Source organism: Bradyrhizobium sp. B097 (assembly GCF_038957035.1).
GTDB lineage: Bacteria > Pseudomonadota > Alphaproteobacteria > Rhizobiales > Xanthobacteraceae > Bradyrhizobium.
The window spans coordinates 1,023,345-1,049,296 of sequence record NZ_CP152412.1; the positions used below are offsets into that span (position 1 = coordinate 1,023,345).

A 25,952-nucleotide genomic window follows, 5' to 3' on the forward strand; every position below is an offset into this window, starting at 1 on the left:
CGGAGCGCGACATGAAGCCTCGTGCAGGTTCCGGTCGGAGTGGTGGCCTCGCGGCGCTTCTCGTCCTGCTGTTGCTCGCATCGCCGGCTGGCGCGCAGGACGCGAAGCCACGGGAAAACTATCTGCGGAATATCGAGCTGTGCAGCGGCCACGACCACGCGCAGGCGGACGCGCGCATTGGTGCGTGCACGGCGCTGATCGATGCGGGTCAGGACATGACGCCGGCCGGCCTTGCGATCGCCCACAACAACCGCGGCAACGCCTACGCCGCCAAGGGAGACTATGACAGCGCCATCCGGGATTTTGATCGATCCATCGAACTCAATCCTACCTACACCAAGCCGTTCAACAACCGCGGCGTGGCTTACTTCACGAAGCGCGACTACGATCGCGCGGCCGAGGCTTTCGATCAGGCCATCAAGCTCAACCCGAACTACGGCGAGGCCTTTGCCAATCGCGCGCGCGTTTTTCTGAGGAAAAATGACTATGCCCGCGCCGTGCAGGATTACGATCAGGCCATCCGCCTCGAGCCGAACCTGGCCGGCGTGTGGAATGGACGTTGCTGGAGCCGCGCCATCCTTGGCGCGTTGCAGGAGGCGCTGCAAGATTGCAACAAGGCGCTGCAATCGGGGTCTGTCAATGCCGCGACCTACGATTCGCGCGGCCTGATCTACCTGAAGACGGGCGAGCTTGGCGCGGCGATCGACGACTATACCTCCGCACTTCGCATCGATCCGAAACTGGCCAGCGCGCTCTACGGCCGCGGGCTGGCCAAGCTGAAACAGGGCGACAAGGCCGGCGGCAACACCGACATGGCGGCCGCCAAGGCGCTTCAGGGCAGCATCGGCGACGACTTCACACGCTACGGCGTGCAATAGAGCATGATCCGGAAAAGTGTGGCGCGGTTTTCCGAAAAGATCATGCTCAAAACAAAGAGATAGAGCGGGATGATGACTCGAAGAAGGGTCATCCCGCTCTAGACGCGCAGGCCGACGCGGGCCACCGCAAGGACGATGGCCGGCTTGATGCCGTCGCTAGTCCATGATCTCGACCGTCGCCGAACGGCCGGCGACCAGTGCGATGCGATCCGGCAGCTTATCCAGCGTGATGCGCACGGGAACGCGCTGCGCCAACCGAACCCAGCTGAAGGTTGGATTGACGTTCGCGAGCAGGCTCGCGCCTTGCCCGCGGTCGCGATCCTCGATGCCGGCGGCAATGCTCTCGACATGCCCGGTGAGCCGGACCGGCTCGCCCATCAGCCGGACCTCTGCCCTGTCGCCGACGCGAATGCGCGCAAGCTTGGTCTCCTCGAAATAGCCCTCGACATGCAGCGTGTCGCTGTCGACCAGCGCCATCACGCCCTTGCCGGCGGTGACGTAGGTGCCGGGCCGCAGCTCCATATTGGTGATGGTGCCGTTCACCGACGCGTGGACCTCGCTGCGATCGAGGTTGAGCTGCGCCACAGCGCGATCGGCGACCGCCTGGTCATAGGCGGCCTTGGCCTGGAGCTGGGTGGCGAGGACCTGCTCCTGCTTCTGCTGCGACACCGCATCGGTGGTCAGCGCGCTGTAGCGCTTGAGGTCGGCGTCGGCCTGATCCAGCGTCGCGCGATGGCCGGCGACCGCAGCGTCGGCCTGCTGCAATGCCAGGGCAAACCGTGCGCGATCGATCCGGAACAGGATATCGCCGCGATGCACTTGCTGATTGTCCTTGACCAGCACGTCAGTGACGAAGCCGGAGACGTCGGGAGCAACCTGCACCACGTCGGCGCGGACCCTGCCGTCGCGAGTCCATGGCGACTCCATGTAGTAGACCCAGAGCGCGCGGCCGACGGCGAGCGCGGCGACGAGCGCGATCGCGGTCAGCGCAACCCGGCCGAGCCAGGCGAAATTCCCTTTCATGGCAGAAACTCCGAAAGATAGACGACGATGCCGAGCAGGCATACGTACAGGGCGAAATTGAACAGCGCGCGATGCCAGACCAGCCGGTAGAGCCCGACGCGCTGCATGATCCGGCTGATCCCCGCGCTCAGCGCATAGGCCACGATCAGCCACAGCAGCAGCGCCGGGACCAGGACACCGTAGATGTCGAGCTCATATCTCATGCAGCAAAACTCTCCTCGGGCCGCGATCGATACGCAGGTGAATCGGGAAACAGGCCGCGGCGGATGCCGACGAGGCCGAGTAATGCATCGTCCCGCGCGCGCTCATTGGGATCCTTGACGACCGCGGTCAGCGCCGCATCGATGCAGGACAGCAATTCGGCCGGCATCGCCTCGTCCGCATGGGCGCGAAATGCCGCCGCGAGGTCGTCCAGCATGTCGTCGATGGCGCGCACGGTCGATGCGGCGAGGCCGTAACGGGCCCGCCTGAGGTCGATGATGTTGAGCCCGATACGCAGCTGGACCAGGCTGTCGGCATCGCGGCGGTCGCTCTCGGAGATGAAGGCAATGCGCTGCACCAAGAGGCCGAGCCGATGCAGCATCAGGCCGGCAAACTGCGCGCGATCGCCATGGCCGCGCCGCTCGGCCGCGACCGCGAGCGTCTGCCAGCCCGACGTCATCAGCCGTTTGGCGATCCATTCGGCGCCGACGCCGCGCGCGACCCGCGTCACGATCTCGGCGATGACGACGCCGAGGAAGAAGGCGACGGACGTGTTGGCAAAACTGGCAAAATCGGCGCTGTAGGTCGATTGCAGCGCCAGCAGCGTCGCGGTGTTGGCGGCGAGCGCCATGCCGATCGGCGCGGTTTTGGGCCGTGCGATCAGGAAGCCGTACAGCAGGAAGGTCGGCGCCAGCGCGGCGATCAGAACCTCGACATGGGAGATGCCCGGCACCAGGGCGAATTGATAGATCGCGACGACGACGATCGCGACCAGCGAAAACAGGCCGAAGGCCCGGATGCTGCGCGCCGGCTCGTCCTGCGCGGCGAAGAAGGAGCAGGCGACCGCGGCCATCATCGGCGCCGAGGCGCCATCGGCCCAACCGGTCGCGATCCACAGGCCGCAGCAGATCAGGATGGCGACCGCCGCCCCCGCGGCTGACCACAGCGCCATGCCGTGGTCGCGATGACGGACCGGCGCGGCGCCCGATTCCGGGTGGAACGCCAACGGGACGGTGGAGATATCCTGGCCCGCGGCAATCGCATCGCCGATTGCGCGGCAGTCGGCCGAGATGTCGACGAGCTCGCGGAGCCGGAGCAGCAGGCTGATCGTGATGATGCGCTCGCGCGGCGCGAGGCCGTCGAGGGCAGATTGCCGCGCGGCGATCGCAGCGCGGATATCATCACCGGATTGCCGCTGGCGATCGTCGTCCACGATCCAAGCGGCGAGATCGCCGATCAGGTGCCGTAGCTCCGGCTGCCGTTGCAGCGCCGCTTCGCCGAGTGCGGCGAGCCGGTCTTCGATCGACGTGATGATCGGCAACAGCATCAGCATACGCAGCCGGACCTCGCCGAGGCCACGCGCGGTGCCGGCATCGGCCAGCCGGTCATAGGCGACATGGGTCGCCAGCGTATCGATCTCGACGATGTCGGTCGCGAGGCGAAGGCGTTGCGCCCGGCGCGTCTCGCTGGTCCCGCGATCAAGCAGGACGTCGCGGGACAGGCGACGCGCATCCGACAGCCAGCTTCTGACGCGGCCGCCGACCGCCGGCGCGACGCTGCGCGGAAACACCACGGTCGACACCAGGCTGGCACAGATGATGCCGAGCGAGATCTCCTCGACCCGCGCCAGCGCAACATCGAAGATGCTGCCCGGGTCGGCGACCGACGGAAAGCCAATCAGTGCGACGGTATAACCGCCCAGCATGAAGACATAGCTGCGCGGCGTGCCGTCGAGCAGCGACAGATAAAGGCACAGTCCGACCCAGAGCGCGATCGCGAGGCACAGCAGCTCCGGCGCGTTGACCAGGTTCGGCACCAGGGCGACCGTCATGCTGGCGCCGACCAGGGTGCCGATCACGCGGAAGAACGCCTTCGAGCTGGTCGCGCCGGCCAGCGGCTGCGACGTGATATAGACCGTCGCCATCGCCCAATACGGCCGCGGCAGATCGATCGCCAATGCGATGACAAGCGCCAGCATCGACGCGGCGAACGTCTTCAACGCGAAGATGAGGTCCGCGTGGCGGACCAGGAACGGCTCTTCCGCTCGCATGACTATTTCGCCTCTGCAGCGGTCTTGGCTAAAGCAGTCTTGGCTGCAGCGCTCTTGGCGTCTTGCAGGCGGCTCGCCCGCGCGTCGATGCGCTGCAGCGTCTCGAAGGTTATCGCAAGTTCCTCGCTGCCGATATCCTTCAGCACGCTGGCCCGCACGCGGCGCAGCACCCGGTTGGTCTCCTCGACCTTGGCTTCGCCGGCCGCGGTGAGATGCAGTGTCTTGGCGCGCCGATCGGTCGGGTCCTCGCGACGCTCGACTAGGCCTTCGGACTGCAGCAGATCGATCAGCCGCACCAGCGAAGGCCCCTCGATCCCCAGCTCGTCGGCGAGCACGCCCTGGCGGACATTCTCGCCCTGCCGCGACAGCACCAGCAGCGGTATAGCCGTCGCGTAGGACAGGCCGTGATCGGACAGCGCCTGATCCGACTCGCGCCGCCAGATCCGCCCGAGCCTGGTGATCAGGCGGCCGATCTCGGCGTGGATATGGGATTGCGAAGGAGGCATGCAAATTAGATAGGATACAAACTATTAGGCTGCAACTATATAATCCGGAACGTTCCTGGTGATCACGCAAAAGCGATCGAGCAAGCGGCAATGGGCACGAGCTCCACGACGGGAGCTGGCGAAGAATTTGGGGGCGAGAGCAGCCTGGCGCTGGTCCCGACCTTCATCGTCGTGGCCGTGGATGCGACGGGATTGGGGATCATCCTGCCATTGCTGCCGTTCTACTCGCAGCGGCTTGGCGCGACGCCATTCGTGATCGGCGCGCTGATTTCGGTCTATGCGCTTTGCCAGCTGATCGCCGGCCCGGTCGTCGGCGCGCTGTCCGACCGGTACGGTCGCCGCAAGGTGCTCCTCGTCAGCCAGATCGGCACCTGCGTCGGATTCGTGCTGCTTGCCGTCGCGGGCAACCTGACTCTGGTGTTTCTGGCCCGGATCGTCGACGGGCTGACATCCGGCAACATCTCGGTGGCGCACGCCTATGCGGCCGAGCACAGCGCGCCGCAGGCCCGCAAGCAGGCGCTCGGCATGACCAGCGGCGCGATCGGGACCGGCCTATTGGTCGGCCCCGCGCTCTCGGGGCTGCTTGTCCACTACGGCGACACCGCGCCGGTATGGGCTGCCGCAGCGTTGTCGCTGATCAGCATCGTTGCCACGATCGTTCTGCTGTCGCCGGATCATCCGGCCGCAGAGGCGCTCTATCAGCAGCGGGTGCCCGAGCCGGCGCTGCCGCACACGATCCTCGGGTTGCGGTATGCGTGGCGCGTGCTCGGTCTGCTTATCGTGTTCTTCTTCGTCAATTCGATGTTCCTGTCGCAGATCGGCCTGTTCCTGTCGGCGCGGTTCAGCTGGAACGGGCATGCCTTCGGCGCCCGCGAGCTCGGCGCGGTGTTCGCCTATGCCGGTTTCATCAACATGGTCGTGCAATGTGCCCTGATCACGCGCGCGAATATCTTCGCGTCCGATCGCATCATTGTCCTGGCGGCGTTCGCCTGCATGGCAGCCGGATTGGTCGGACTTGCGTTCGCTGACCGGATCAGCCTGCTTGTGGCCTTCCTGACGCTGATCATCGTCGGCATGATGTTCGCCCGAAGCACGCTGACTGCTGAACTGTCGCGCAGCACCGCGATCAACCGGCAGGGCATGATCATGGGCCTCAACCAATCGCTGATGTCGGGCGCCAATATCTGCGCTCCGCTGCTGAGCGGCGCGTTGATCGGTCACCAGTTGTACGTCAGCTGGACGCTCGTGATGGCGGCGATCGCAATGCTCGGCGTCATCCTGGCCGGGCAACTCCTCCCGCTGGAGGTCTGACGGCGCGGGCTCTCGTTCGGACGTGCGAGGTGGGTGCCGGCTCGGCGACGGATCGCGCGCCTATCCCGGTAGAGATCATCGCGCCAGCGCTCATGCCGATAGCTCGGCGGGACCAGCCGGCCGCGATGCAGAGCGGTGCACTATCTTCCTTCCTGTCGTCATGCCGTCACATCATTCGGGTGATTATCTCTCCCCGTCGAATGCAACCATAGATAGATTTTGGTGGTATCGGATAAGAGGCTCCCGAAGCCTCTTGCAAGCCGTTGGGGGAAACAACAATGATCAGGTTCGTGCTCGCGCTCTTGGTATGCATGCTGGGGCTTGCCGCAGAGGCGTCCGCATCATGCAGTTCGCAGCCGGGACTACAGACGCAGTTCTTTTCTGCAGGTCAGCTCAGTCAGGTCGCATCGGCTGCAGCGCAGACGACGAACGATCAATTCAACGGGGCGCAAGGCCAACTTGCGACCCAGCTGACCAATCTGTTCGGCTCCACCAAGGGCGCGATTCTGTCGAAGCTGACCGCGGCCTCACCGCTTTACGGCAGCATCAACGACGACGGTCTGGCGCTGATTTTCGCGAGCACGCTGGCGTTCGAACTGCTCGATGCATGCACGCCGATCAACGGCACCTTCTCTGCAATCGATACCATCAACAACCGGGCGACGATGGGTATCGCATGCCAGGGGTTCGCATCTCTCGCGTTGCAACTGTTCTATCAGGTGAAGCCGAGTTCGACGCTGATGGTGGTGAATTTCGGCACCAGCAGGGATTCGTCGGTCGACGATCACTCGATCCTTGCGGCGTTCGGGGCCGGGACGGGGGGCGGGTCCGGCGTCGACCTCTTCGTCGATCCAACCGTATCGATCGTCGCGCCTGTGAGCCTCTGGGGGCTGCTGGCCCACCAGAGCGTCGCGCAATCGGCGATCGTCCAGTTTTCACAACGGATCGGGAATCCGGAAGGTGTCTACCGGCAGGAAGACATCGGCATGATCACGCAAGGGACGCTGGATTTCAGGACATTGCTCTACGCGTATTCCGGCCTCACCGATCCCGCAAATCCGACGTTCGGGAAAACGCGCTTCCTGGATCCGACGTTCGTCAATCGCACATATCAGGCGATCTATGATCTCACCAGCTCGACGGCCTCGTCGAACCTGGGTGCGCCGGCATTCTGGTATGTCGACGGGACTGCTGGCAGTTTGTGGGAGCTGACGTCAGCGGGCCTCTACAACACCGGCTATAATGCCACCGCGATCGGCTCGGTTACCAATGGCATCTATGTCGTTCAGGCGAGCACCGGCAACCTGCTTGCAAATCTCTCCGGCACGACCGGGTTTCGCAATGTGACGTCCGGCGGAGCAAATCTGCAGGCGACCAGCATCGCGCCTCACGTCAACAACGCGTATCTGTGGTTCGTCGATCCCGCCGGCAAGCTTTGGTATACGAACTCGGCCGGGCAGGCGTTCGCGGGCAATTCGGGCGGAACGGCAAAGGTCGTCGGTACCGGCGATACGGTGCAGCAGCTGACGACGGCGGGGCAGCTCTATCAGGCGACCGCGACGCAGGGCTTCACCCTCGTCGATGCCAGCGTCCAGGGCTTGTGGCAGTCGAAACCGACTGGCTGGGACTTCGCGGCGAGCGCTCCCAAATGCCAGACGACGTCCGATCCGGCCTGCCGCGGCGACGCGGTCAAGCTCAATGCCTGGAACGGCACCTACGGCAATCTGTATTATCGCGACGGAACGCAGACCACACCGAACTGGGCTTCCATCCACACGGGAGTGGCTGCCGTGGTGCTTGGCTTCCAGGGAGCGACGGTCAACTACCTCACCGGAACCGGTTACATCTGTTACTTCAACTCGAGCACAGAGTGGGGCGTCGGCGGCAACAACAATGAGATCATACCCGGCGGGGATTGGACCACGGCCAATGGAGGCCCCAGCCTTCCGTTGACGCCGCCCGCGTGGGGTGGCGTGGCCTATGGCAGCGGAACCCTGAGCGCGTACGGGAAAATCTACATCCAGGCCGCAAGCTCAAACGGCTATTCGTACTACAAGCTCTCGGATCGCTGGGTCGACGCAACCGCAAACAACGTGGCTTGTCCTTGAGCCGTTTGCGCCGCCGTGCGGCGCGCATGATCGAGGGACGCGATCGTCCCCTCCGGCGATGTGATTTCGCTGTGCTTGGTCGCACAGGCAGCAGCGCAGGGCTTCAGTCCTGCGCGGTGACCGCACGTCGTGATCGCTGCATTTGCCTTACCTGGTCAACGCGCGCTCTCAACCGAAGTTGTGCATCAGCCTGCTCCAGTCTTCGCCCGCGAGGCCGCCGACATAGATATCGCCGCCCACAACGGCGTCGTTCACTTCAGGAATGCGTGTCAACGCCATGGCGAAGGCGGCGGTGCCGGAACACGAGCCGGCGCTGCAACTCCAGCCCTGCCATCGGGGCGGGTTGCGCACGGCCGCGGGCCTCGACATGGCCGGTGCGCTTGAGGTGGCGGAACATCGCACTGAGCACGCCGACCTCTTGGCCATCTCGCGGTCAATCCGGGTGTGTCTTGACGTTCGTAGGAGTCGCAGCACGCATAAGGGCAGCGCCTTACGGATCCAGCTCAGTATCCCAGTAGAGATAATCGAGCCAGCTCTCGTGCAGATAGTTCGGCGGGAAGAGCCGGCCGTTGCGATGCAGCTGATGCACCGTGGGGGCGTAAGGCGTCTGCTTCGGAAACATCTTGGCCTGCTGTGGCGTCAGATTGCCCTTGCGCAGATTGCACGGCGAGCAGGCGGCGACGACGTTCTCCCAGGTGGTCTGGCCACCCTTGCTGCGCGGAATGATGTGATCGAAGGTGAGGTCGTCGCCCGACAGGCAATATTGGCAGCTGAATCGGTCGCGAAGGAAAACGTTGAACCGGGTGAAGGCGGGGTGGGTGGTCGGCTTGACGAAGGATTTGAGGGATACGACGCTCGGCAACTGGATTTCGAAGGAAGGACTTCGTACTGCCCGGTCGTAATATTCGACGATGTTGACACGATCGAGGAACACCGCCTTGATCGCGTCCTGCCAGGACCAGAGCGACAGCGGGTAATAACTCAGCGGCCGGAAGTCCGCATTCAAGACCAGCACCGGCCAACCGCCTTGCGAGACATGTGCGTTCAAATAACGCTCCTGATCTCCCATTAGCTGCGAAGCAGCATGCACTCACATACTACAGGCAGCGTGACGGGATTGTGAAGAGCAATGAGCGGCTTATCCGCCATGCCCTGCCATGTTCCTGCCCCGATTGCCTCCCGCCCGCGAGGCCCGTAAAGGGAGCCGCAAGGCCCTGTCGGCCAGTGACGGACCCTGCCGATGACCACGACCGCAAGCTATCTCGAGGCGCCGCGCCGGTTGCGCGCATTCGTGCGTGCGCACGAGACGAGCCTCGTGGTGCTGGCGCTGCTGATCGGCGCCATTGGCGGCCTCGTGGTGGCGGTCATGAGCGGCCTCGTCACGGTGCTGCATTCGGTGCTGTTCAATCTGCCGCTGGGCGATCGGCTGTCGAGCCAGCCCAGCATCGATCCCGTGCGCGCCCTCGTGGTTCCAACGGTCGGCGGACTGGTGCTTGGCGTAGCGTTCCTGCTGCTGCTCAGGGTCCGGCCGGCCCGGGAAATCGACCCGATCGAGGCCAATGCGCTTTATGGCGGCCGGATGTCGTTCCGCGGCAGCGTGATCGTGGCGCTGCAGACCATCTGGTCGAGTGGCGTCGGCGGCTCGGTCGGGCTCGAGGCCGGCTATACCCAGCTGTCCAGTGGCCTGGCCGCCTCGCTGGGCCGCGGCTTTCATCTCCGCCGCAACGACCAGCGAATCATGGTCGGCTGCGGCGCCGCGGCGGCGATCGCGGGGGCCTTCAGCGCGCCGCTGGCGGGCGCGTTCTACGCTTTCGAACTTGTGATCGGCGGCTATACGCCGGCGAGCCTGACCCCGGTCGGTGTGGCGGCGGTGGCCGGCTATTTCGTCGCCCATGCCTTCGAGCCGCTGCCGCTCGGCGTCGGCGTCGGAACCGTCGGCGACGTGCTCGGACGGGATCTTGCGATCGCCGCGCTGCTCGGCGTGGTTGCGGCCCTGACCGGAATTGCGATCATGCGCGGGGTGGCGCTGTGCGAGACGCTGCTCGCCAAGACCCGGCTCTGGCCGCCGCTGCGGCCGGCGCTGGGCGGGCTCGCGGTCGGCGCCATGGCGCTGCTGACGCCGCAGGTGATGTCGTCGGGCCATGGCGCGCTGCGCTTCGCCGGCATCGTGGCGATGCCGCTCACCTTCATCGCCGGCGTGTTTGCGCTGAAGGCGGTGGCCTCGATCGTCTCGCTCGGTTCGGGCTTCCGCGGCGGATTGTTCTTCGCCACGCTGTTTATGGGCGCGCTCGGCGGCCGGCTGTTCGCGGCCGGCGTCGACATCGTGTGGCCGGGGCTCAATCTCGATCCCAACGCTTACGCCGTGATCGGCATGAGCGCGCTGTCGGCCTCCGTGATCGGCGGTCCATTGACGATGTCGTTCATCGCGCTGGAATCCACCGGCAATCTCTGGCTCACCACTGCGGTGCTGGTCGCGGTCATCATCTCGACCACGATCACGCGCGAGTTGTTCGGCTATTCGTTCGCGACCTGGCGGCTGCATCTGCGCGGCGAGACCATCCGCAGCGCCGCCGATATCGGCTGGATCCGCGATCTCACGGTCGGCAAGATGATGCGGCAGGACATGACGACGGTGAACGCCGCGATGCCGATCGAGGCGTTTCGCGAGGAATTCCCGCCCGGCTCGAAGACCCAGGTCGTCGCGATCGACGGCGAGGGACGCTATGCCGGGCTCGCGCTGGTCGCGGAGGTGCACGCGCCCGATCTCGAGGCCGACAAGGGACTTGCCGCCATCCTGCGCTACGCCGACGTGGTGCTGCATCCCGCCATGAACGTGCAGGAGGCGATCGCGGTGTTCGACGCCGCCGAAGCGGAATCGCTCGCGGTGGTCGAGGACGACGGCGACCGGCGGCCGATCGGCCTGCTCACCGAAGCGCACGCGATGCGGCGCTATGCGGAAGAGTCAGAGCTGCGTCGCCGCGAGGTGATCGGCGAGATTTGATTGCGATAGGTGTGATCAACGTGTGGTGCTTACTATTTGATCCGTCATCCTGAGGAGCGCGGAACGCGCGTCTCGAAGGATGCACGGCCACCAGCCGGGCCGTCGACCCTTCGAGACGCGCGCGATGCGCGCTCCTCAGGGTGACGGGGTAAGACAAAGGGCGGCCTTTACAAAACTACACCGTCACCCGCTCCAGCTTCTGCAAGCAGCGCGTCAGGCGCACCGCGGCCGGCATCTCGGTGTCCGGGAAGCTGGTCTTCCAGTCGGTGACGCCGACTTCGCCGACATAGATGTCGCCGCGCGAGTCCAGCGCGATGCCGTGCGGCGCCAGGAATTTGCCAGTCTCGACGCCGGGGCCGTGCTCGCCGCCGAGCCGGGCGATGCGCTTGCCGGTGCCATCGACGATCGACAGCCGCGGGCCCAGGTTGGGCACCTTGCGGTTGACCGCCATGCCGGGGCCGAGCTCGCCGATCACGAAGTTCGGCTGCTTGCCGCCGCCGCAACAGCACAGCGCGCAGGGCCGGTGCAGATTGTTCCACTGGGTCTCGTATCTGCCGTTGCCGTCGAACACCTGGACGCGGTGGTTCTCACGGTCGGCGACGTAGACCCAGCCGTCGGCGTCGGTCGCGATGTTGTGCACGATGTTGAACTGGCCGGGATCGGTGCCGGGCTCGCCCCAGGTTTTGATCAGCCTGCCGTCCGGCGTGAATTTGTGGACGCAGGCATTGCCGTAGCCGTCCGAGACATAGATCTCGCCGTTCGGCGACAGCGCGGTGTGGGTGCAGCGATGGAACGGCTCGCCGCTCATGAACGGCGCAGGCTTGTTCGGGATACCGATCGTCAGCAGCACCTTGCCATCGCTCGAACACTTGCGCACGGTGTGGTCGCCGTCGTCGGTGCAGTAGAGATTGTCGTTGGCGTCGATGTGCAGGCCGTGGGCGCGCGCGAACAGGCCTTCGCCCCAGCTCCGGGTGAAGTTTCCCTCGCGGTCGAGCACCACCATCGGATGTTCGCCGCGGTTGAAGACGTAGACACGATCCTTGCTATCGACCGCGACGGAGGCGACATCCGTCAGGCTCCAGCCGTCGGGGAGTTTTGCGAAATTCTCCACCACGCGATAGCGGTGCTCGCCGGTGCCGAGGATGGTTGGCATGAGGTTTTTCCTCTCGGGTGTCGTTCCGGGGCGCGAAGCGAACCCGGAACCTCGAGATTCCGGGCTCGCGCTTCGCGCGCCCCGGAATGACGGTGTTGGCTATCGTAGCTTCGCCACCGGCCCGACATCGCGCGGCAACAGGCCTTCCTCGATCGCCTTGATCTGCAGCGCCAGATAGCGCGAGTTGATGCGGCATTGCGCGAGGCTGCCGGCGATGAACCACAGGCCGGGCTGCGGCGTGCGCGTATACATGTTGCGCAGCTCCTGGCCGTCGCCAAAACCCCAGATCGGGCCGACCCGCGCGGCCATCGCCTCGCCGAACAGCCTCTTCACCAGCTCTTCCTGCGGCCGGTAGCCGGTCGCGAGCACGATCAGATCGGCGGCCACCGTCTCGCCGCTCTTCAGCCGCGCGCCTTCGCTCACGAACGTCTCGATGTCGGCGAACTGTTTCAGGTCGATCGCGCCGCTGGCGACGAGATCGGAGCAACCGACGTTGAAGTAGTAGCCGCCGCCGCGGGTCAGGTACTTGAACTGCCAGCCGGTGCCGCCATCGCCGAAATCGAGCTTGAAGCCCTTGCGCGCGAGCCCGTCGAGCAGCGGTCTGTCGAGCTCCTTCGACTGCTCGGTCATCAGCACATGGCTGCGCTTGGCGAGCGCGAGCGGCATCGAGGTCGCGATCAGATCGTTGTCCTCGAGCGAGCCTTCATTGTAGGCGGCATAGGCGAGCTGCGCGGAGGGCTCGATATTGGTGATCAGCGTCGAGGAGCGCTGCACCAGCGTCACCTCGGCGCCAGAGGAATGCAGGTCCTGCGCGATGTCGTGGCCGCTATTACCGGTACCGATCACCAGCGCCCGCTTGCCTGCCCAATGCTCGCCGTCTTCATAGCCGCTCGAATGCAGCACCTTGCCGGAGAAAGTCTTCAAGCCGGGGATATCAGGCACGCTCGGAATGCCGCTGACGCCGGTCGCCATCACGACATGGCGCGGCTGCAGTTTCCTCGTCGTGCCGTCGGCGCGGCGCAGTTCGACGGTCCAGCGTCCCTGTGCGTCGTCATAGCTGCCGCCGACGAATTCGGTACCGGTCCAGAAGTTCAGCTCCATGGCATCGACATAGGATTCGAACCAGTTGGCGAGCTTGTCCTTCGGGATGTAGGTCGGCCAGTTCGGTGGGAACGGCATGTAGGGCAAATGATTGACCTGCACCTGGTTGTGCAGGGTCAGCGCGTGGTAGCGCTTGCGCCAATTGTCGCCGACGCGCGCCTCGCGGTCGACGATCAGCGCATCGATCTTGAGCTGTTGCAGCCGGGCGGCGATCGCAAGCCCGGCCTGTCCGCCGCCGACCACCAGCACATCGGGATCGCGGCCGGCATATTCGGCGGATGTCTTGCGCAGGTCGAGCCAGTTGGGGCCGCGGAAGTCGCGGGAATATGCTTGTCCGCGCGGCCTTGTGTGTCCCTGCTGCTCCTCGAATCCCTTCAGTTCCTCGAGCGCGGTCAGCAACGTCCAGGCCTTCAGCCGATCGTCGTCGGCGGCGTCAGGGATCAGCCGCACGATGCCGTGGCCGCGGCCGACAGCGGTCTCGAACTTGAAGATCGCCTCGATCGCGTGGGTGCCGGCGCGCATCACCCGGCGGGGCGCCGCACGCTCGGCATCGATGCGGAAGTCATGCGGCGCGCTGCGGCGCGCATGCGCCGGCAGGTCCTCGATGATCGCAAAGGCGCGGTTGACGGTCTGGATGTTCCAGCTCAGCGCCAGCACGTCGCGCCAGTAGCTCTCGGGATGGAACAGCGGCTTCAGCAGCACATCGTCGGGGCCCGCCAGCGCATCCTCGAACTGCACAAGCCAATTGTCGGCGGCGACCGAAATATCGTCCGTCTTGTCGAGCATTGAGCGTTTCTCGTCATCGGCCGCCTTGGTGACGTTTTCTTGGCGGCGTTCCCTTGCTGGCAAGCCTATACCCATTGGCGAGGCCGCAGAAAGGGCGCGACGGGATATCGCCTATTCGGCCAGCGACAGGATCAGGCCTTGATCCGGCGGAACGCGGCCCTGCAGGGTATCGAGATAGGCCTCGCGCACCGCGGCCGGGCCGCGCCGCTCGACGACATCGAGCCAATTGGGCAGATGCGGCACGAGCTCCGTCCACGCGGCGCCGAAACGCTGGTCGATGCCGCCGGGACCCCATTCCTTGGCGCGCTTGCGGATCTGGTCCGGGGCGAAGAACCACACCGGCTTGGCGCCGGGCAGCGTCGGCTCGTCCGGCTCGCTCGCGCGATGCGTGAGCCCGACACGGCCGGAATAGACCATCTGCGCACCAAAATGCCGGTGCAGGGCCTCGCGCAGCGCACTGTTGCCGGCCATGTCGACATAGGCGACAGGCTCAGCCGCCGGGATCGCGGCGACCTGGTCATAGGTGACGACCTCGTCATAGCAGCCGAGCGAAGTGACGAAATCGACATTGCCCTTCGAGGTCAGCCCGATCACCCGGATACCGCGCTTGTGCAGGAGATGGGCGAGCCCGAACGCGGTCTTGCTCGAGGCCGACGACAGGATGACGCGGCGTGCGCCGTAGAACGCGTTCTCGGCCAGGGCGTCGTCGACCAGGAACGACAGCATGAACAAGGGCAGCAGGAGCGCGCGGAAGTCGCCTTGCTGGCCGGCATAGGTCGGATCGCCGGAGACGCGGGCATAGGCATTGTAGACCGGCGAGACCTCCTGGCGGTGCGCGGCGCCGTCGCGCAAGCCGCGCTTGCTGACATCGGCCGCTTCAATGACAAGATGGGTCGCCATCGGGAAATAGCCGAACAGCGTTTCGCCGGCGGTGATCATGGGATGTTTCGAGGCCAGCACCTCGCCAAAGCCCCACACCGGGATGATGCCGTAACCGTCGGGCGCCGGAAACAGCTGCCAGTATTTCAGCTGCTCGCCGATCACCGCGTAGGTAATGTTATTGGCGGTGAAGGCGAAGCGGGTCACCTTCACCAGCAGCGCGTCGGCCGGCAGCGCCGCGGCATCGGGCAATCGCGTCTCGATCACCTTGCATTGCTGCAGGTCGTTGCGGATAACGATGAAGTCAGTGGCGTTCATGGCGATGATCCCGGCGTCAGGTGCGCCGGCATCGTTGCGTCGATCGCCGGCCTTTTGCAACAGCAACTAAGTTTGAAACGCCGTTCGCCTCACCGTCACCTCGTCAGCGAAGCTGCCCTTCGCGGTAGAGGTCGCGCAGCTTGCGCTTGAAGATCTTGCCGGTGGCCTCGCGCGGCAGCGCGTCCATGAAGCGGATGTCCCTCGGCACCTTGAAATTGGCGAGCTTGCCGCGGAGGAATTCCTGGATCGCCGCAACCGAGAGCATGCTGCCCGCTTCCGGCTCGACGCAGGCGAACAGCCGCTCGCCATATTCGTCGTCGGGCACGCCGAATACCGCGCAGTCGCGGACGCCCGGCATGCCGATCAGGGTATTCTCGATCTCGGCGGGATAGATGTTGACGCCGCCCGAGATCACCATGTCGCGCTTGCGGTCGCACAGGAACAGATAGCCGTCCGCGTCGAGATAGCCGACATCGCCGACGCTGATCAGGCCGTCGTGATCGGCCTCGGCGCGTGCCTTGGCGTTGCCGTGATAGTCGAAGTCCGAGATCAACGTCTGACGCATGAAGATCTCGCCGGGCTCGCCGACGTCGCATTGCGTTCCGTCGGGCCGGAAGATCTTGACGATGCCGCCCTCGATGGCGCGGCCGACCGTGCCGGGCTTGGCCAGCGCTTCGGCGGACGAATGCCACACCGGGATGCCGGTCTCGGTCGAGCCGAGATACTCGTTGATGACGGGGCCCCACCATTCGATCATCGCGCGCTTGACGTCGACCGGGCAGGGCGCCGCGCCGTGCACGATGAAGCGCAGCGACGACAGGTCGTAGCGACGCCGTGTCTCGTCCGGGAGGCGCAGCAGCCGCACGAACATGGTCGGCACCATATGCATGTGGGTGACATGGTGACGCTCGATCAATTGCAGCAGATCCTCGGGATCGAAGCGCGGCTCGAGCACGATCGCGCAGCCGCAGCGAAACGCGAGCATGCCATAGGAGTGCGGCGCCGAATGATACATCGGGCCGTTCATCAGGATCACCTGGTCCTCGTTCGGCTTGACGCCGTAGGTGATGGCGCCGACGCGCGCGGCCGCCGCCTGCTGCTCTGATGGCATCGGCTTGCGCTTGACGCCCTTTGGCAGTCCCGTGGTGCCGGACGTGTAGAACATCGGCGCTGCGCCGATCGGCGCGTCGGCCAGCGGTTGATGCGTTTCACGCCAGATATCCCAATCGGTCATGCCGTCGGGCACGCGCGTGGACGCCGGCGCCACGCCATAGGCCGCGGCAATCTCCGGCGGCGTCGTCACCACCAGCAGCTTGATCCCCGGCGGCAGCCCGTCGTGGATCTGCGGCAGCAGATCGGCGTGGCAGACCAGCGTGTCGGCGCCGCTGTCGGACAGGATGTAGGCGACCTCGTCGGCCTTCAGATGCCAGTTGATCGGCACCACCGGGCTGCCGAGCGCGGCTGCGGCCGCGACCACCTCGAACAACGCGAAATCGTTGCGCAGCATCATGCCGACCGGCTTGCCGCCCTGCACGCCGAGCGCGCGGAAGCCGGTCGCCGCCCGCGCGATGCGGGCGTGAATGTCGCTATAGCTGATCTGTCGGTCGCCGCTGATGATCATGCCGGGTCTCTCCAGGCGGTTGTCCGGGCGTCAGGCGCTGGCCCGCAGGAAGTCGCTGCGCGCCTCGGTGTACTCCGCCTTCAGCCGCGCCACCAGTTCGGCGACCGGCGGGGCGTCGGTGATCTGGCCGATGCCCTGGCCCGAGCCCCAGATGTCGCGCCAGGCCTTGGCCTTCGTGTTGCCGCCGGAGCCGAAATTCATCTTCGACTTGTCGGCGACCGGCAGATTGCCCGGATCGAGGCCTGCGGCCGCGATCGACGGCCCGAGGTAGTTGCCGTGCACGCCAGTGAACAGGTTCGAATAGACGATGTCGTGCGCGGCGTATTCGGTCAGCGCCTGCTTGTACCTGATGTCGGCGTTGGCTTCCTCGGTCGCTATGAAGCGGGTGCCGACATAGGCGAGGTCGGCGCCGAGCGCGAGTGCGGACGCGATGCTCCAGCCGTCGGAGATCGCGCCCGACAGCAGGATGGTGCCCTTGAACCACTGCTTGACCTCGCGCACCAGCGCGAACGGCGACAGCGTGCCGGCATGGCCGCCCGCGCCGGCGCAGACCAGGATCAATCCGTCGACGCCCTGCTCGGCGGCCTTGCGGGCGTGCTTCACGTTGATGACGTCGTGGAACACCACGCCACCATAGGAATGCGCGGCCTCGACGATCTCGGACGGCGGCCGCAGCGAGGTGATGATGATGGGCACCTTGTGCTTCACGCAGGTTTCCATGTCGTGCATCAGCCGGTCGTTGGAGGCGTGGCAGATCTGGTTGACCGCGTAGGGCGCGACCTTCTTCTCCGGGTGCTTCGCCTGGTACTCCCCGAGCTCGTTCTCGATCTGCGTCAGCCATTCGTCGAGCTTCTCGACCGGGCGGGCGTTGAGCGCCGGGAAAGAGCCGACGATGCCGGCCTTGCACTGCGCGATGACGAGCTCGGGCCCCGAGACGATGAACAGCGGGGAGCCGACGACCGGCAGTTCGAGCCTGTTGGCGAGCGAGGCGGGCAGCGACATTGTTCGGATCCTCCATGCGCGCCGCCCGGCCGGTGGCCGGGGCGGATCGCGATTTGTTATGATGGCTGGAGCGGCGGCTCCCTTGGCGCGGCAATATAAGGCTGGACGGCTGCGTCATGACGTTCAATATTGAACAGCTGATTGGCCAGAAATGAACATAGGTGCGGCGGCGGCATGGATTGGGAGCTTTGCAAGACGTTCGTCGCGGTGGCCGAGACGCGCAGCTTCGCCGGCGCGGCGCGGCGGCTGCGCATCAGCCACCCCACCGTCGGCCGCAACGTCGCGGCGTTGGAGAAGCAGCTCGGGACCCGCCTGTTCGCCCGTTCGAATGACGGCTTGTCGCTGACATCGCATGGCCGCAAGTTCCGCGAGCACACCGAGGTGATGGCTGCTGCGGCGCTGCGCGCGGAGGCGGCCGCGTCCGCCACCGGGGAGCAGGCCCGCGGCGTCGTGAAGCTGTCGATCGGCGCGACGCTGGCGGCGCATTGGCTGATGCCGCGCCTCGGGCCGTTCCTGCGCGATCACGCCAACATCCAGCTCGAGATCATCACGCACCCGTTTCCGGCGAGCGTGCGGCGCCGCGAGGCCGACGTGGTGCTGCGGCCGGTCGATGCCGGAGACGAGAACCTGATCGGGCGCAAGATCGGACGGCTCGGCGCCGGCTTCTACACGTCACGCGGTTATGCGGCCGGGCGCAAGCTGCCGGAACGGCCGGATGAGTGGCGGGGGCACAGCGTGATCGGGTTTGCCGACCAGGCCTCGAATGCGCGCCTGGCGCGGTGGAGCGATGTCATCACGCGGCAGGGCACGCTGGTGATGCGTTGCTCCTCGCAGGGCGATATGCTGGCAGCGGCGCGGGCCGGGCTCGGGATTTGCGCGCTGTCCTGTCTGGTCGGGGCCGACTATCCCGATCTGGTTCGGGTCGCTCCGCAAAAGCTGTCGAGCCTCTCCGATCTCTGGCTGCTCGCCCATCCCGACCTGGTCGAGCTTCCCTCGGTGCGCGCCGTCATCGGCTTCGTCACCGATTGCGCGCGCGAGGACCGCGTCAGGCTGCGCGGTTAGAGCGTTTTCGAGCGAAGTGGATACCGGTTCGCGTCAAGAAAACGCGTCAAAACGAAAATCTAGAGCCCCGTTCCGATTCCATCGGAACGGAAAAGGGCTCTAGAACGTGTTTTCAGGCGCGGGCCCGCCATAACGTTACCGCGAGCAACACGAAGGCAGCGCAAGTCCACAGCGACTGCCAGTTCTCTGGCCCTTCGTTGAGCCCTGTGTAGGCTGCGGCTGCAAGGAAAATGCCGGCAAACATCGTTTCCGCCAGAGGGCGGTTTCCCTTCCCGGGAGGATTGAGCAGCGTCAAGGCTGCAAAAGGCACCGCCGCCATCGTGAGGGGTGCGAACGGAAAATCGATGAAGCGCGGGTCGAAGATGAGACCGAGTGCTGTCGCTGTGCCGATCACGGCGGTGACCATCAAGGCCAATCCGTGCATCGTCACCAGTATCGATTCAGTGTGGTAGCCCCTCGGACCCAGCAATTCGGCAAAGCTGGGCGCTGCGCGGCCCGACATCAGGGCGTTGGCACCGAACACCGGCGAGGCCGTTGCCGCCACAAGAAGCGAGCCCCACACAAGCCAGCCTCCGGTGCCGTAGCTCTCATAGACCAGTCGTTGCGCGGCGACCCCGAACAGGATTCCGGCCGTGGTCGCAGAGAGTCCGACCGCAAGCCATGACGCGAAGTCGGGCTCCTTCGGCTTACGGCGCGAGGTCAGCCAGGCTGCGCCGAATACCAGGATCGCCAGCGCCATTCCGCTGCACATTTGCAGTTTCCAGAACGGAAAATTGCTGATCGGCAGGCCGGCCGGATACTTCAGTGTTCGCTCTTCGGAATCGAACAGGCCCCAGGATCCGCCCACCGTGCCCTCGATCTCCCGCTTCCATCCTTCGTCATAGGCCTCGAACAGGTTGACGCGGAAATGCTCGCGCCGGGCAAGGTCGAGCACCTCCGAGACCACCCGCGCCTGATTGACGCGTGACGGCAGCGCGGATTCGCGCATGCGCCCCTCGCTCGGCCAGCCTACTTCTCCGATAAAGATTTCCTTGCCCGGAAAAACCGCCGCGATCTGCTGGCGCATCTCGTCAGCGTGAGCGGCGGCACGTTCCGCGGGGATCGGGATATTCTCCCAGTACGGCAGGATGTGAATCGTGATGAAGTCGACGGCGTCGGAAAGTTCGCGATTGCTCAGCCAGAACTCCCAGACGTCGGCATAGGTGACGGGGACGCTGACCTGCGCCTTGATCGAACGGATCAGGTCGCGGAGGTCGGACGCCGCCATTTCCTTGCGCAGGAGAACCTCGTTGCCGACCACGAGCGCAATGATCGTGTCGGGATATTGCTTGGCGAGGCGGATCGCCGTTTCGACCTGCGTTGCATTCTTCTTTCGATCCCGATCGAGGAAAATGCCCTGAATGACTTTCAGCCCCGCCTTGGCTGCGAGCCCGGGGATCTGGTCGAGACCGAGATCGGTCGCATAGGTGCGGATGCAGTTGGATATCTTCGCGAGTTGCGCGAGATCTTCCGCGATCTGTTCCGGCGTGACCTGCGTCGCGGGAGCAAGTGATGTCTGATTGTTGCGGAACGGGGCGTAGGAGATGCACTGAACTTTGTCATTTGGATCAATTGGTGCGCGCACCAGGCTGACCGGGATGCCCAGCCACCACCACGCCGCGGCGATAGCCCCGAGGGATATCAGGAGAAGCGTCAGTGGAGTGCGAAGTGAAACCAGGTCCGTCCTCCTTGCAGGAAGGATGTGCTGGGAAAAATGGGCGAGGCCGGCAAATTGAATAAGTATTCGTCTGCTCTTGCTATATCATGCGATCACGTAGTTGGAATGTTTTCTCGACGACCTACTTCGCGCCGGCGATCACGCCTTCGCGATTCCTGAGTACGCGATAATAGGCCCACCACAGATGCGCGGCGGCGCCGCGCAGCGGACGCCACGGCTCGGCAAGCGGTGCCATCTGCTTCGGCGTCGGCCGCTCCTTCAGCCCGAGCCCGACCTTGACCGCTTCCTGCACGGCGAGGTCGCCGGCGGGCCACGCATCGCCATGGCCGAGGCAGAACAAGAGATAGACGTCGGCGGTCCACGGGCCGATCCCGGGCAGCGCGGTCAGCGTGTTGTGTGCGGCATCGGCCTCTTCGTTGGCGAGCACGTCGAGATTCAGCCGCTCCTCCGCGAGCTCGCGCGCGATGTGCTTCAGCGTCTTGATCTTGGCCGCGGAGAGCCCGAGCCGGCCAAGCCGGTCGGCCCGCGCCTTGCGGATCGTCTCATGGTGGAACGGGTCGAATGCCTTGCTGACGCGGCCCCAGATCGCGGCAGCACTCGCGGTCGACAGCTGCTGGCCGCAGACGATCGCGGCAAGTCCCGCAAACCCCGGCTCGCGCTGCCGGATCGCCGGCATGCCGGTCAGTTCGAGGATCGGGCGCAGCCGTCGATCCTGGTCGACCAGCTTCTGGATGGCCTCGTCGAGGTCGGTCTGGGTTTCGAGATGAATCAGCATTGCGGGATCTGCATCGGCTTGTCATGCGCGGGCTTGACCCGCGCATCCATCTCCTATCGTAACAGAGTCTTGTCCAGCCGCATGGTCCGGAAAAGTGGAAACCGGTTTTCGCTTGCGACAAACGCAAGGCGTTTGCGCGAAGATCATGCCCAAACAAGGATCGCCGGGTCGAGCCCGGCAATGACCCGCGATCGAACGCCATGCCACCCGTTTTCCGTTTTGCCCCGAGTCCGAATGGCTACCTCCATCTCGGTCATGCCTATTCCGCGCTGCTCAACCATGACCTCGCGAAGCAGTCGGGCGGACGCTTCCTGCTGCGGATCGAGGACATCGACGCGACGCGCTGCCGGGTCGAGTTCGAGCAGGCGATCTACGAGGATCTGGCCTGGCTCGGCATCGCCTGGGAGACCCCGGTGCGGCGGCAGTCGGAGCATTTCGCCGCCTATCGCGCGGCGATCGACCGCCTGTCGGCCGAGCGGCTGGTCTATCCGAGCTTCGAGAGCCGCGCCGAGATCGCGCGGCTGGTCGCGGAATGCGAGGCGGGTGGCGCGTGGCCGCGCGATCCCGATGGCGCGCCGCTCTATCCGGGAACGGCGAAATCGCTGTCGGCCGGGGAGCGCGACCGGCTGATCGGGCAGGGCGCGCCGTTCGCGCTGCGGCTCGATATGGCGGCAGCATGCGCGCGCACCGGCGGCCTGCGCTGGCAGGAGGCGGGCGAGGGGCCGGCGGGCGAGACCGGGGACGTGGCGGCCCGGCCGGAGGCGTGGGGCGACGTGATCCTGGCGCGCAAGGAGACCCCAACCAGTTACCATCTCTCGGTCGTGATCGACGACGCCCTGCAGGGCGTCACCGATGTGGTCAGGGGCGTTGACCTGTTCTGGTCGACCAGCGTGCATCGGCTGTTGCAGGAGCTGCTTGGCATGCCCGTGCCGGCCTACCGGCACCATGCGCTGATCCGCGACGCCGCCGGCCAAAAGCTGTCGAAATCGACCCGGGCGACTGGACTGCGCGAGCTGCGGGCGGAGGGCGTAAGCCCAGCCGATATCCGCCGCCTGGTCGGCTTGCTCTAGCGTTCTGCACATGATTTCGGAATAATGGAAGTCTGCCGCTGATTTGCCCGACGTGTCAAGTTGCCGTGTCGAACGCCGGTAGCCGCCGGCTCCTTTGCATGGGGTTGTTTTCGATATTTTGGCGGTGCGTCCCTGTGACGGCAGGCTATCGCGTATGGCTGTCAGCCAAGTGCCATGTGCGACAGCCCTGCCCGCAAGCGGGTGAGGTACCGCGGATGGATGGACTGGTTACCATCATCCTGACTTGCCTTGGCTACACCCAAAGGGCGCCGTGACTCTGCCGCTCCTGGCATGCCATGCTGCCCGCGGGGCGGGGTCACGGAGATCATGGCGAAAGCATCGCGCGGAGGGCGCAGCAAGCGGCGAGCCAAGGGCGAGCCGTCGAAGACCCGCGTCGCCAAGGCGGTCACCAAGGCGGTCGCGAAGCCGGGCCGCAAGCGAACTGCGCCGAAGCCCTCCCCGAAGGCCAGTCCCGGCCTGATCGAGACCGCGCTTGCCGCCTTTGCCCATGAGGTCAGGACCCCGCTGACCGGAATCCTCGCGATCAGCAACCTGCTCGCGACATCGGATCTCGGCGAGCGCGAGCGGCGCTGGGTCGATACCATCAAGGCTGGCGCCGAACATCTGGCGAGCCTTGCGACCCTGTTCGTCGACGCTGCCCGGAGCGAGGGGCCAGGGCTCGAGATCCGGCAGGACTTCTTCGACCTGCGCACGCTGGCGCGCCACGCCGGGGATTCACTGGCCGGCCGCGCCGCAGCCAAGGGATTGCGAGCCTCGGTCGATATCTCCGCGAAGCTGCCGGCGTTTGCGGTCGGCGATCCCGTCCGGCTGCGCGCGGCGCTGGAAAACCTGATCGACAACGCCGTCAAGTTCACCGAGCAGGGCAGCATCGAGTTGCATGTCGCGCCGGTGCGCGCGGCCAAGAGGGCGGCCAAGGGAAAGGCGGACGGCAGGATCGGGGTTGCCTTTGCGATCTCCGACAGCGGCATCGGCCTGACGCTATCGGAGGTCAAGCGCCTGTTCCGGCCGTTCTCGCAGGCCAATGTCTCGATCGCCGCGCGGTTCGGCGGCGCCGGGCTCGGCCTGTCCTCGGTCAAGCAGCTCGCGCGCGCCATGGGCGGCGACATCGTCGTGGCCCAGCGCAAGGGCGGCGGCACCGTCTTCACGCTCAACGTGGTGCTGGTCTCAGCCGCAGGACCGGCCGGTGCGTCCTCGAGCGAAGGCGCGCCGGTGCCGTCATCGCAGGGGCTCCGCCTGCTCAGCGTCGAGGACAATCCGTTCGGCCGCGTCGTGCTCAACACGATCCTGACCGAGCTCGGTCACCATGCCGAATTCATCGGTCAGGGTGAGGGCGCGCCCGATCGGCTCGGACAGGGTGCCTTCGACGCCGTGCTGATGGACATGGTGCTGCCCGGCATCGGCGGCGTCGAGGCCATCAAGCGCATCCGCGCGCTGCCGCCGCCGCATGGCCGGATATTGATCGTCGGGATTTCCGGGCGTGCCGAGGACGAAGCCGCGGCGCGCGCCGCCGGCGCCGACGCCTTCCTGGTCAAGCCTGTTTCTCCGCGGGCGCTCGCGACTGCGCTGCTTGAAGCGAAACGCCGCGCGGCAGCCGCGACTTGATGATCGCGGCGTTGAGCTCGCCGCCGAACACGAAGATCGCGGCGATGAAATACAGGAACACCAGCGCGATTACCACCGAGGCGAGCCCCGCATACATCGTGACGTAATTGTTGGCGAAGCGCGCCAGATACATGCCGAAGCCGATGCCCGAGATCAGCGACGCGACCACGGTAAAGATGATGCCGGGCAGGATCTGCGTGAAGCCGCGGCGGCCCGCCGGCAGCCAGGCATGCAGGATGAAGAGCGCGATGACCAGCGCCAGCACCGTGATGCCGTAACGGGCGGTGTTGAGCAGGCTCTCGTTCGATTCGACGAAGAACGGAATATAGCGCCGCGCCGCCTCGATGATCAGCGGCCCGAGCACGATCAGGAACGCCATCGCGAGCGAGGTGAACGCCGCGACCAGCGTGTAGCCGATCGATTCCAGCCGCAGCCAGTACCAGCGCCGCGGCTCGATCACGGCATAGGCGCGGTTCAGCGCCACCCGCAGCGCCTCGACGCCGTTGGAGGCGAAGTACACCGCGAGCACCGCGCCGATGGTCAGGATATCGCCGCGGGTGTTGGTCAGCACGTCGTGGATCTGACCGGACAGCGCCTCGGCGACCTGCTGCGGCCAGACCTGCAGCAACAGTCCGACGGCCTGGTCGGCAAGCTCCTTGGAGCCGAAGAAGCCGGCCACCGACGTCAGCACGATCAGGAACGGAAACAGCGCCATCAGGGTTGACAGCGCGATGTGGCTCGCGATCGCCCAGCCGTCGTCGGCGAGGAACGTGTAAAAGGCATCCATCACGACGTCGTAGACGTAACGAAGCTGCTTCACATTCCACCCGGCATTGTCGAAAACCGCTCGGTCCGAGACCGGACCCAGCATCTGATATTACGCGGTGAAAAGCCAGTTGGTTGCATACGCCGCCTGTGTGGAAGTCCGCGTCCTGCGGTGTTATGTACCGCAGATGACATCTGTCCTCAGCACGATCATTCTTCCCATCGCCGTCGGCGCCGTCGCATTGGTGCTCCTGCTCGGCCTCGTCAACATGATGAAGGGCGGCTCGCCGAACACATCGCAGAAGCTGATGCGGCTGCGCGTGCTGCTGCAGTTCGTCGCCATCGTCATCGCGATGCTCGCGGTCTGGGCGATGGGGCGGTAGACGCGATGCGCAAACCTTAGAGGATCACGGCCATGGTCGTACTCAATCGGATCTACACGCGCACCGGCGATGACGGCACCACCGCGCTCGGCTCCGGCGAACGGCGGCCGAAATACGATCTGCGGGTTACCGCCTATGGCACCGTCGACGAGACCAATGCCGCGATCGGCGTGGTGCGGCTGCATCTGGCCGACAGTCCCGAGGTCGATGCGATGCTCGGCCGGATCCAGAACGATCTGTTCGATCTCGGCGCCGACCTTGCGGTGCCTGAGCGCGAGGGCAAGACCGAGCGTCTGCGGGTGCTGGCGAGCCAGGTCGAGCGGCTGGAGCGCGACATCGACAGCCTCAACGACCAGCTCGCGCCGCTGACCTCGTTCGTGCTGCCCGGCGGGACGCCGGCTTCTGCATATCTGCATCTCGCCCGGACGATATGTCGCCGCGCGGAACGGATCATGGTGGAACTCGCGGCCCGACCGGACGAGACGGTCAATTCCGCTGGCATCCAGTATATGAACCGACTGTCGGATTTCCTGTTCGTTGCCAGCCGCTTCCTGAATAATAAAGGGGCGGGGGACGTGTTGTGGGTGCCGGGCCAGAACCGCTAAACTGGTTCAAAACC

23 protein-coding genes are annotated in these 25,952 nt (G+C 65.5%); 9 read left to right on the forward strand and 14 right to left on the reverse strand.

Annotation, left to right across the window (positions count from 1 at the left end; translation table 11 throughout):
* Positions 1 to 71: 71 nt before the first annotated feature.
* Entirely contained in the window at positions 72 to 878 is an 807-nt protein-coding gene (locus AAFG07_RS04635; RefSeq protein WP_342726213.1) for a tetratricopeptide repeat protein, read from the forward strand.
* A gap of 156 nt (positions 879 to 1,034) precedes the next feature.
* Here the strand turns inward: AAFG07_RS04635 and AAFG07_RS04640 are convergent, their stop codons facing one another.
* The 4 genes from AAFG07_RS04640 to AAFG07_RS04655 are packed head-to-tail and all read right to left on the reverse strand — an operon-like array spanning position 1,035 to position 4,658.
* Positions 1,035 to 1,901: an HlyD family secretion protein gene (locus AAFG07_RS04640; protein ID WP_342726214.1), complete on the reverse strand. Its 867-nt coding sequence runs from the start codon at positions 1,899 to 1,901 to the stop codon at positions 1,035 to 1,037.
* The gene (locus AAFG07_RS04645) at positions 1,898 to 2,104 is read right to left on the reverse strand and encodes a DUF1656 domain-containing protein (RefSeq protein WP_342726215.1); all 207 of its coding nucleotides are present in this window, start codon (positions 2,102 to 2,104) and stop codon (positions 1,898 to 1,900) included. Before AAFG07_RS04645 ends, AAFG07_RS04640 begins: the two co-directional genes overlap by 4 nt.
* Complete coding sequence (locus tag AAFG07_RS04650) at positions 2,101 to 4,152, reverse strand: FUSC family protein (RefSeq protein WP_342726216.1); 2,052 nt, start codon at positions 4,150 to 4,152, stop codon at positions 2,101 to 2,103. Before AAFG07_RS04650 ends, AAFG07_RS04645 begins: the two co-directional genes overlap by 4 nt.
* Before the next feature lie 2 nt (positions 4,153 to 4,154).
* Complete coding sequence (locus tag AAFG07_RS04655; protein WP_342726217.1) at positions 4,155 to 4,658, reverse strand: MarR family transcriptional regulator; 504 nt, start codon at positions 4,656 to 4,658, stop codon at positions 4,155 to 4,157.
* A gap of 90 nt (positions 4,659 to 4,748) precedes the next feature.
* Between AAFG07_RS04655 and AAFG07_RS04660 the strand changes: the two genes are divergently transcribed.
* Together AAFG07_RS04660 and AAFG07_RS04665 are read left to right on the forward strand one after the other, a co-directional pair.
* On the forward strand, positions 4,749 to 5,969 hold the full coding sequence (locus tag AAFG07_RS04660) for an MFS transporter (RefSeq protein WP_342726218.1): 1,221 nt from the start codon (positions 4,749 to 4,751) through the stop codon (positions 5,967 to 5,969).
* Between the two features lie 278 nt (positions 5,970 to 6,247).
* Positions 6,248 to 8,077, forward strand: coding sequence for a hypothetical protein (locus tag AAFG07_RS04665; protein WP_342726219.1), 1,830 nt, complete (start codon positions 6,248 to 6,250; stop codon positions 8,075 to 8,077).
* A 168-nt stretch (positions 8,078 to 8,245) separates the two neighbouring features.
* Here AAFG07_RS04665 and AAFG07_RS04670 read toward each other — a convergent pair whose 3' ends face one another.
* Together AAFG07_RS04670 and AAFG07_RS04675 are read right to left on the reverse strand one after the other, a co-directional pair.
* Positions 8,246 to 8,428, reverse strand: coding sequence for a hypothetical protein (locus tag AAFG07_RS04670; RefSeq protein WP_342726220.1), 183 nt, complete (start codon positions 8,426 to 8,428; stop codon positions 8,246 to 8,248).
* Positions 8,429 to 8,567: 139 nt separating this feature from the next.
* Entirely contained in the window at positions 8,568 to 9,125 is a 558-nt protein-coding gene (locus AAFG07_RS04675) for an HNH endonuclease (protein WP_016845270.1), read from the reverse strand.
* A gap of 192 nt (positions 9,126 to 9,317) precedes the next feature.
* On the opposite strand from AAFG07_RS04675, the gene AAFG07_RS04680 reads away from it, so the two are divergent.
* On the forward strand, positions 9,318 to 11,078 hold the full coding sequence (locus AAFG07_RS04680) for a chloride channel protein (protein ID WP_342726221.1): 1,761 nt from the start codon (positions 9,318 to 9,320) through the stop codon (positions 11,076 to 11,078).
* A gap of 175 nt (positions 11,079 to 11,253) precedes the next feature.
* Here AAFG07_RS04680 and AAFG07_RS04685 read toward each other — a convergent pair whose 3' ends face one another.
* From AAFG07_RS04685 to AAFG07_RS04705, 5 genes are all read right to left on the reverse strand, one after another.
* The gene (locus AAFG07_RS04685) at positions 11,254 to 12,231 is read right to left on the reverse strand and encodes a peptidyl-alpha-hydroxyglycine alpha-amidating lyase family protein (RefSeq protein ID WP_342726222.1); all 978 of its coding nucleotides are present in this window, start codon (positions 12,229 to 12,231) and stop codon (positions 11,254 to 11,256) included.
* Between the two features lie 99 nt (positions 12,232 to 12,330).
* The gene (locus AAFG07_RS04690) at positions 12,331 to 14,118 is read right to left on the reverse strand and encodes an NAD(P)/FAD-dependent oxidoreductase (protein WP_342726223.1); all 1,788 of its coding nucleotides are present in this window, start codon (positions 14,116 to 14,118) and stop codon (positions 12,331 to 12,333) included.
* Positions 14,119 to 14,229: 111 nt separating this feature from the next.
* Positions 14,230 to 15,315, reverse strand: a complete 1,086-nt coding sequence (locus tag AAFG07_RS04695) for a DUF2855 family protein (protein ID WP_342726224.1) — start codon at positions 15,313 to 15,315, stop codon at positions 14,230 to 14,232.
* 103 nt (positions 15,316 to 15,418) lie between these two features.
* Positions 15,419 to 16,936 carry an acyl-CoA synthetase gene (locus AAFG07_RS04700; RefSeq protein WP_342726225.1) on the reverse strand — a complete coding sequence of 506 codons (1,518 nt, stop codon included), beginning with the start codon at positions 16,934 to 16,936 and terminating at the stop codon, positions 15,419 to 15,421.
* Between the two features lie 30 nt (positions 16,937 to 16,966).
* Positions 16,967 to 17,938, reverse strand: a complete 972-nt coding sequence (locus AAFG07_RS04705; protein WP_342726226.1) for a nitronate monooxygenase family protein — start codon at positions 17,936 to 17,938, stop codon at positions 16,967 to 16,969.
* Between the two features lie 174 nt (positions 17,939 to 18,112).
* Here AAFG07_RS04705 and AAFG07_RS04710 point away from each other — a divergent pair, with 174 nt between their 5' ends.
* Positions 18,113 to 19,000: a LysR family transcriptional regulator gene (locus AAFG07_RS04710; RefSeq protein ID WP_342726227.1), complete on the forward strand. Its 888-nt coding sequence runs from the start codon at positions 18,113 to 18,115 to the stop codon at positions 18,998 to 19,000.
* A gap of 112 nt (positions 19,001 to 19,112) precedes the next feature.
* Here AAFG07_RS04710 and AAFG07_RS04715 read toward each other — a convergent pair whose 3' ends face one another.
* Both AAFG07_RS04715 and AAFG07_RS04720 read right to left on the reverse strand, forming a co-directional pair.
* Complete coding sequence (locus tag AAFG07_RS04715; protein WP_342729053.1) at positions 19,113 to 20,696, reverse strand: glycosyl hydrolase family 17 protein; 1,584 nt, start codon at positions 20,694 to 20,696, stop codon at positions 19,113 to 19,115.
* A gap of 142 nt (positions 20,697 to 20,838) precedes the next feature.
* The gene (locus AAFG07_RS04720; RefSeq protein WP_342726228.1) at positions 20,839 to 21,492 is read right to left on the reverse strand and encodes a DNA-3-methyladenine glycosylase 2 family protein; all 654 of its coding nucleotides are present in this window, start codon (positions 21,490 to 21,492) and stop codon (positions 20,839 to 20,841) included.
* 200 nt (positions 21,493 to 21,692) lie between these two features.
* Here AAFG07_RS04720 and gluQRS point away from each other — a divergent pair, with 200 nt between their 5' ends.
* Together gluQRS and AAFG07_RS04730 are read left to right on the forward strand one after the other, a co-directional pair.
* Positions 21,693 to 22,562, forward strand: a complete 870-nt coding sequence (gene gluQRS, locus AAFG07_RS04725) for a tRNA glutamyl-Q(34) synthetase GluQRS (protein WP_342726229.1) — start codon at positions 21,693 to 21,695, stop codon at positions 22,560 to 22,562.
* A 327-nt stretch (positions 22,563 to 22,889) separates the two neighbouring features.
* Positions 22,890 to 24,185, forward strand: coding sequence for an ATP-binding protein (locus AAFG07_RS04730; RefSeq protein WP_342726230.1), 1,296 nt, complete (start codon positions 22,890 to 22,892; stop codon positions 24,183 to 24,185).
* On the opposite strand, the gene AAFG07_RS04735 is transcribed toward AAFG07_RS04730, so the two are convergent.
* Positions 24,112 to 25,005 carry a YihY/virulence factor BrkB family protein gene (locus AAFG07_RS04735; RefSeq protein WP_298378108.1) on the reverse strand — a complete coding sequence of 298 codons (894 nt, stop codon included), beginning with the start codon at positions 25,003 to 25,005 and terminating at the stop codon, positions 24,112 to 24,114. The two genes, AAFG07_RS04730 and AAFG07_RS04735, sit on opposite strands and share 74 nt — an antisense overlap.
* A gap of 133 nt (positions 25,006 to 25,138) precedes the next feature.
* Between AAFG07_RS04735 and AAFG07_RS04740 the strand changes: the two genes are divergently transcribed.
* Together AAFG07_RS04740 and AAFG07_RS04745 are read left to right on the forward strand one after the other, a co-directional pair.
* The gene (locus AAFG07_RS04740) at positions 25,139 to 25,333 is read left to right on the forward strand and encodes a twin transmembrane helix small protein (protein WP_097673957.1); all 195 of its coding nucleotides are present in this window, start codon (positions 25,139 to 25,141) and stop codon (positions 25,331 to 25,333) included.
* Positions 25,334 to 25,365: 32 nt separating this feature from the next.
* Complete coding sequence (locus AAFG07_RS04745) at positions 25,366 to 25,938, forward strand: cob(I)yrinic acid a,c-diamide adenosyltransferase (RefSeq protein ID WP_342726231.1); 573 nt, start codon at positions 25,366 to 25,368, stop codon at positions 25,936 to 25,938.
* Positions 25,939 to 25,952 lie beyond the last annotated feature (14 nt).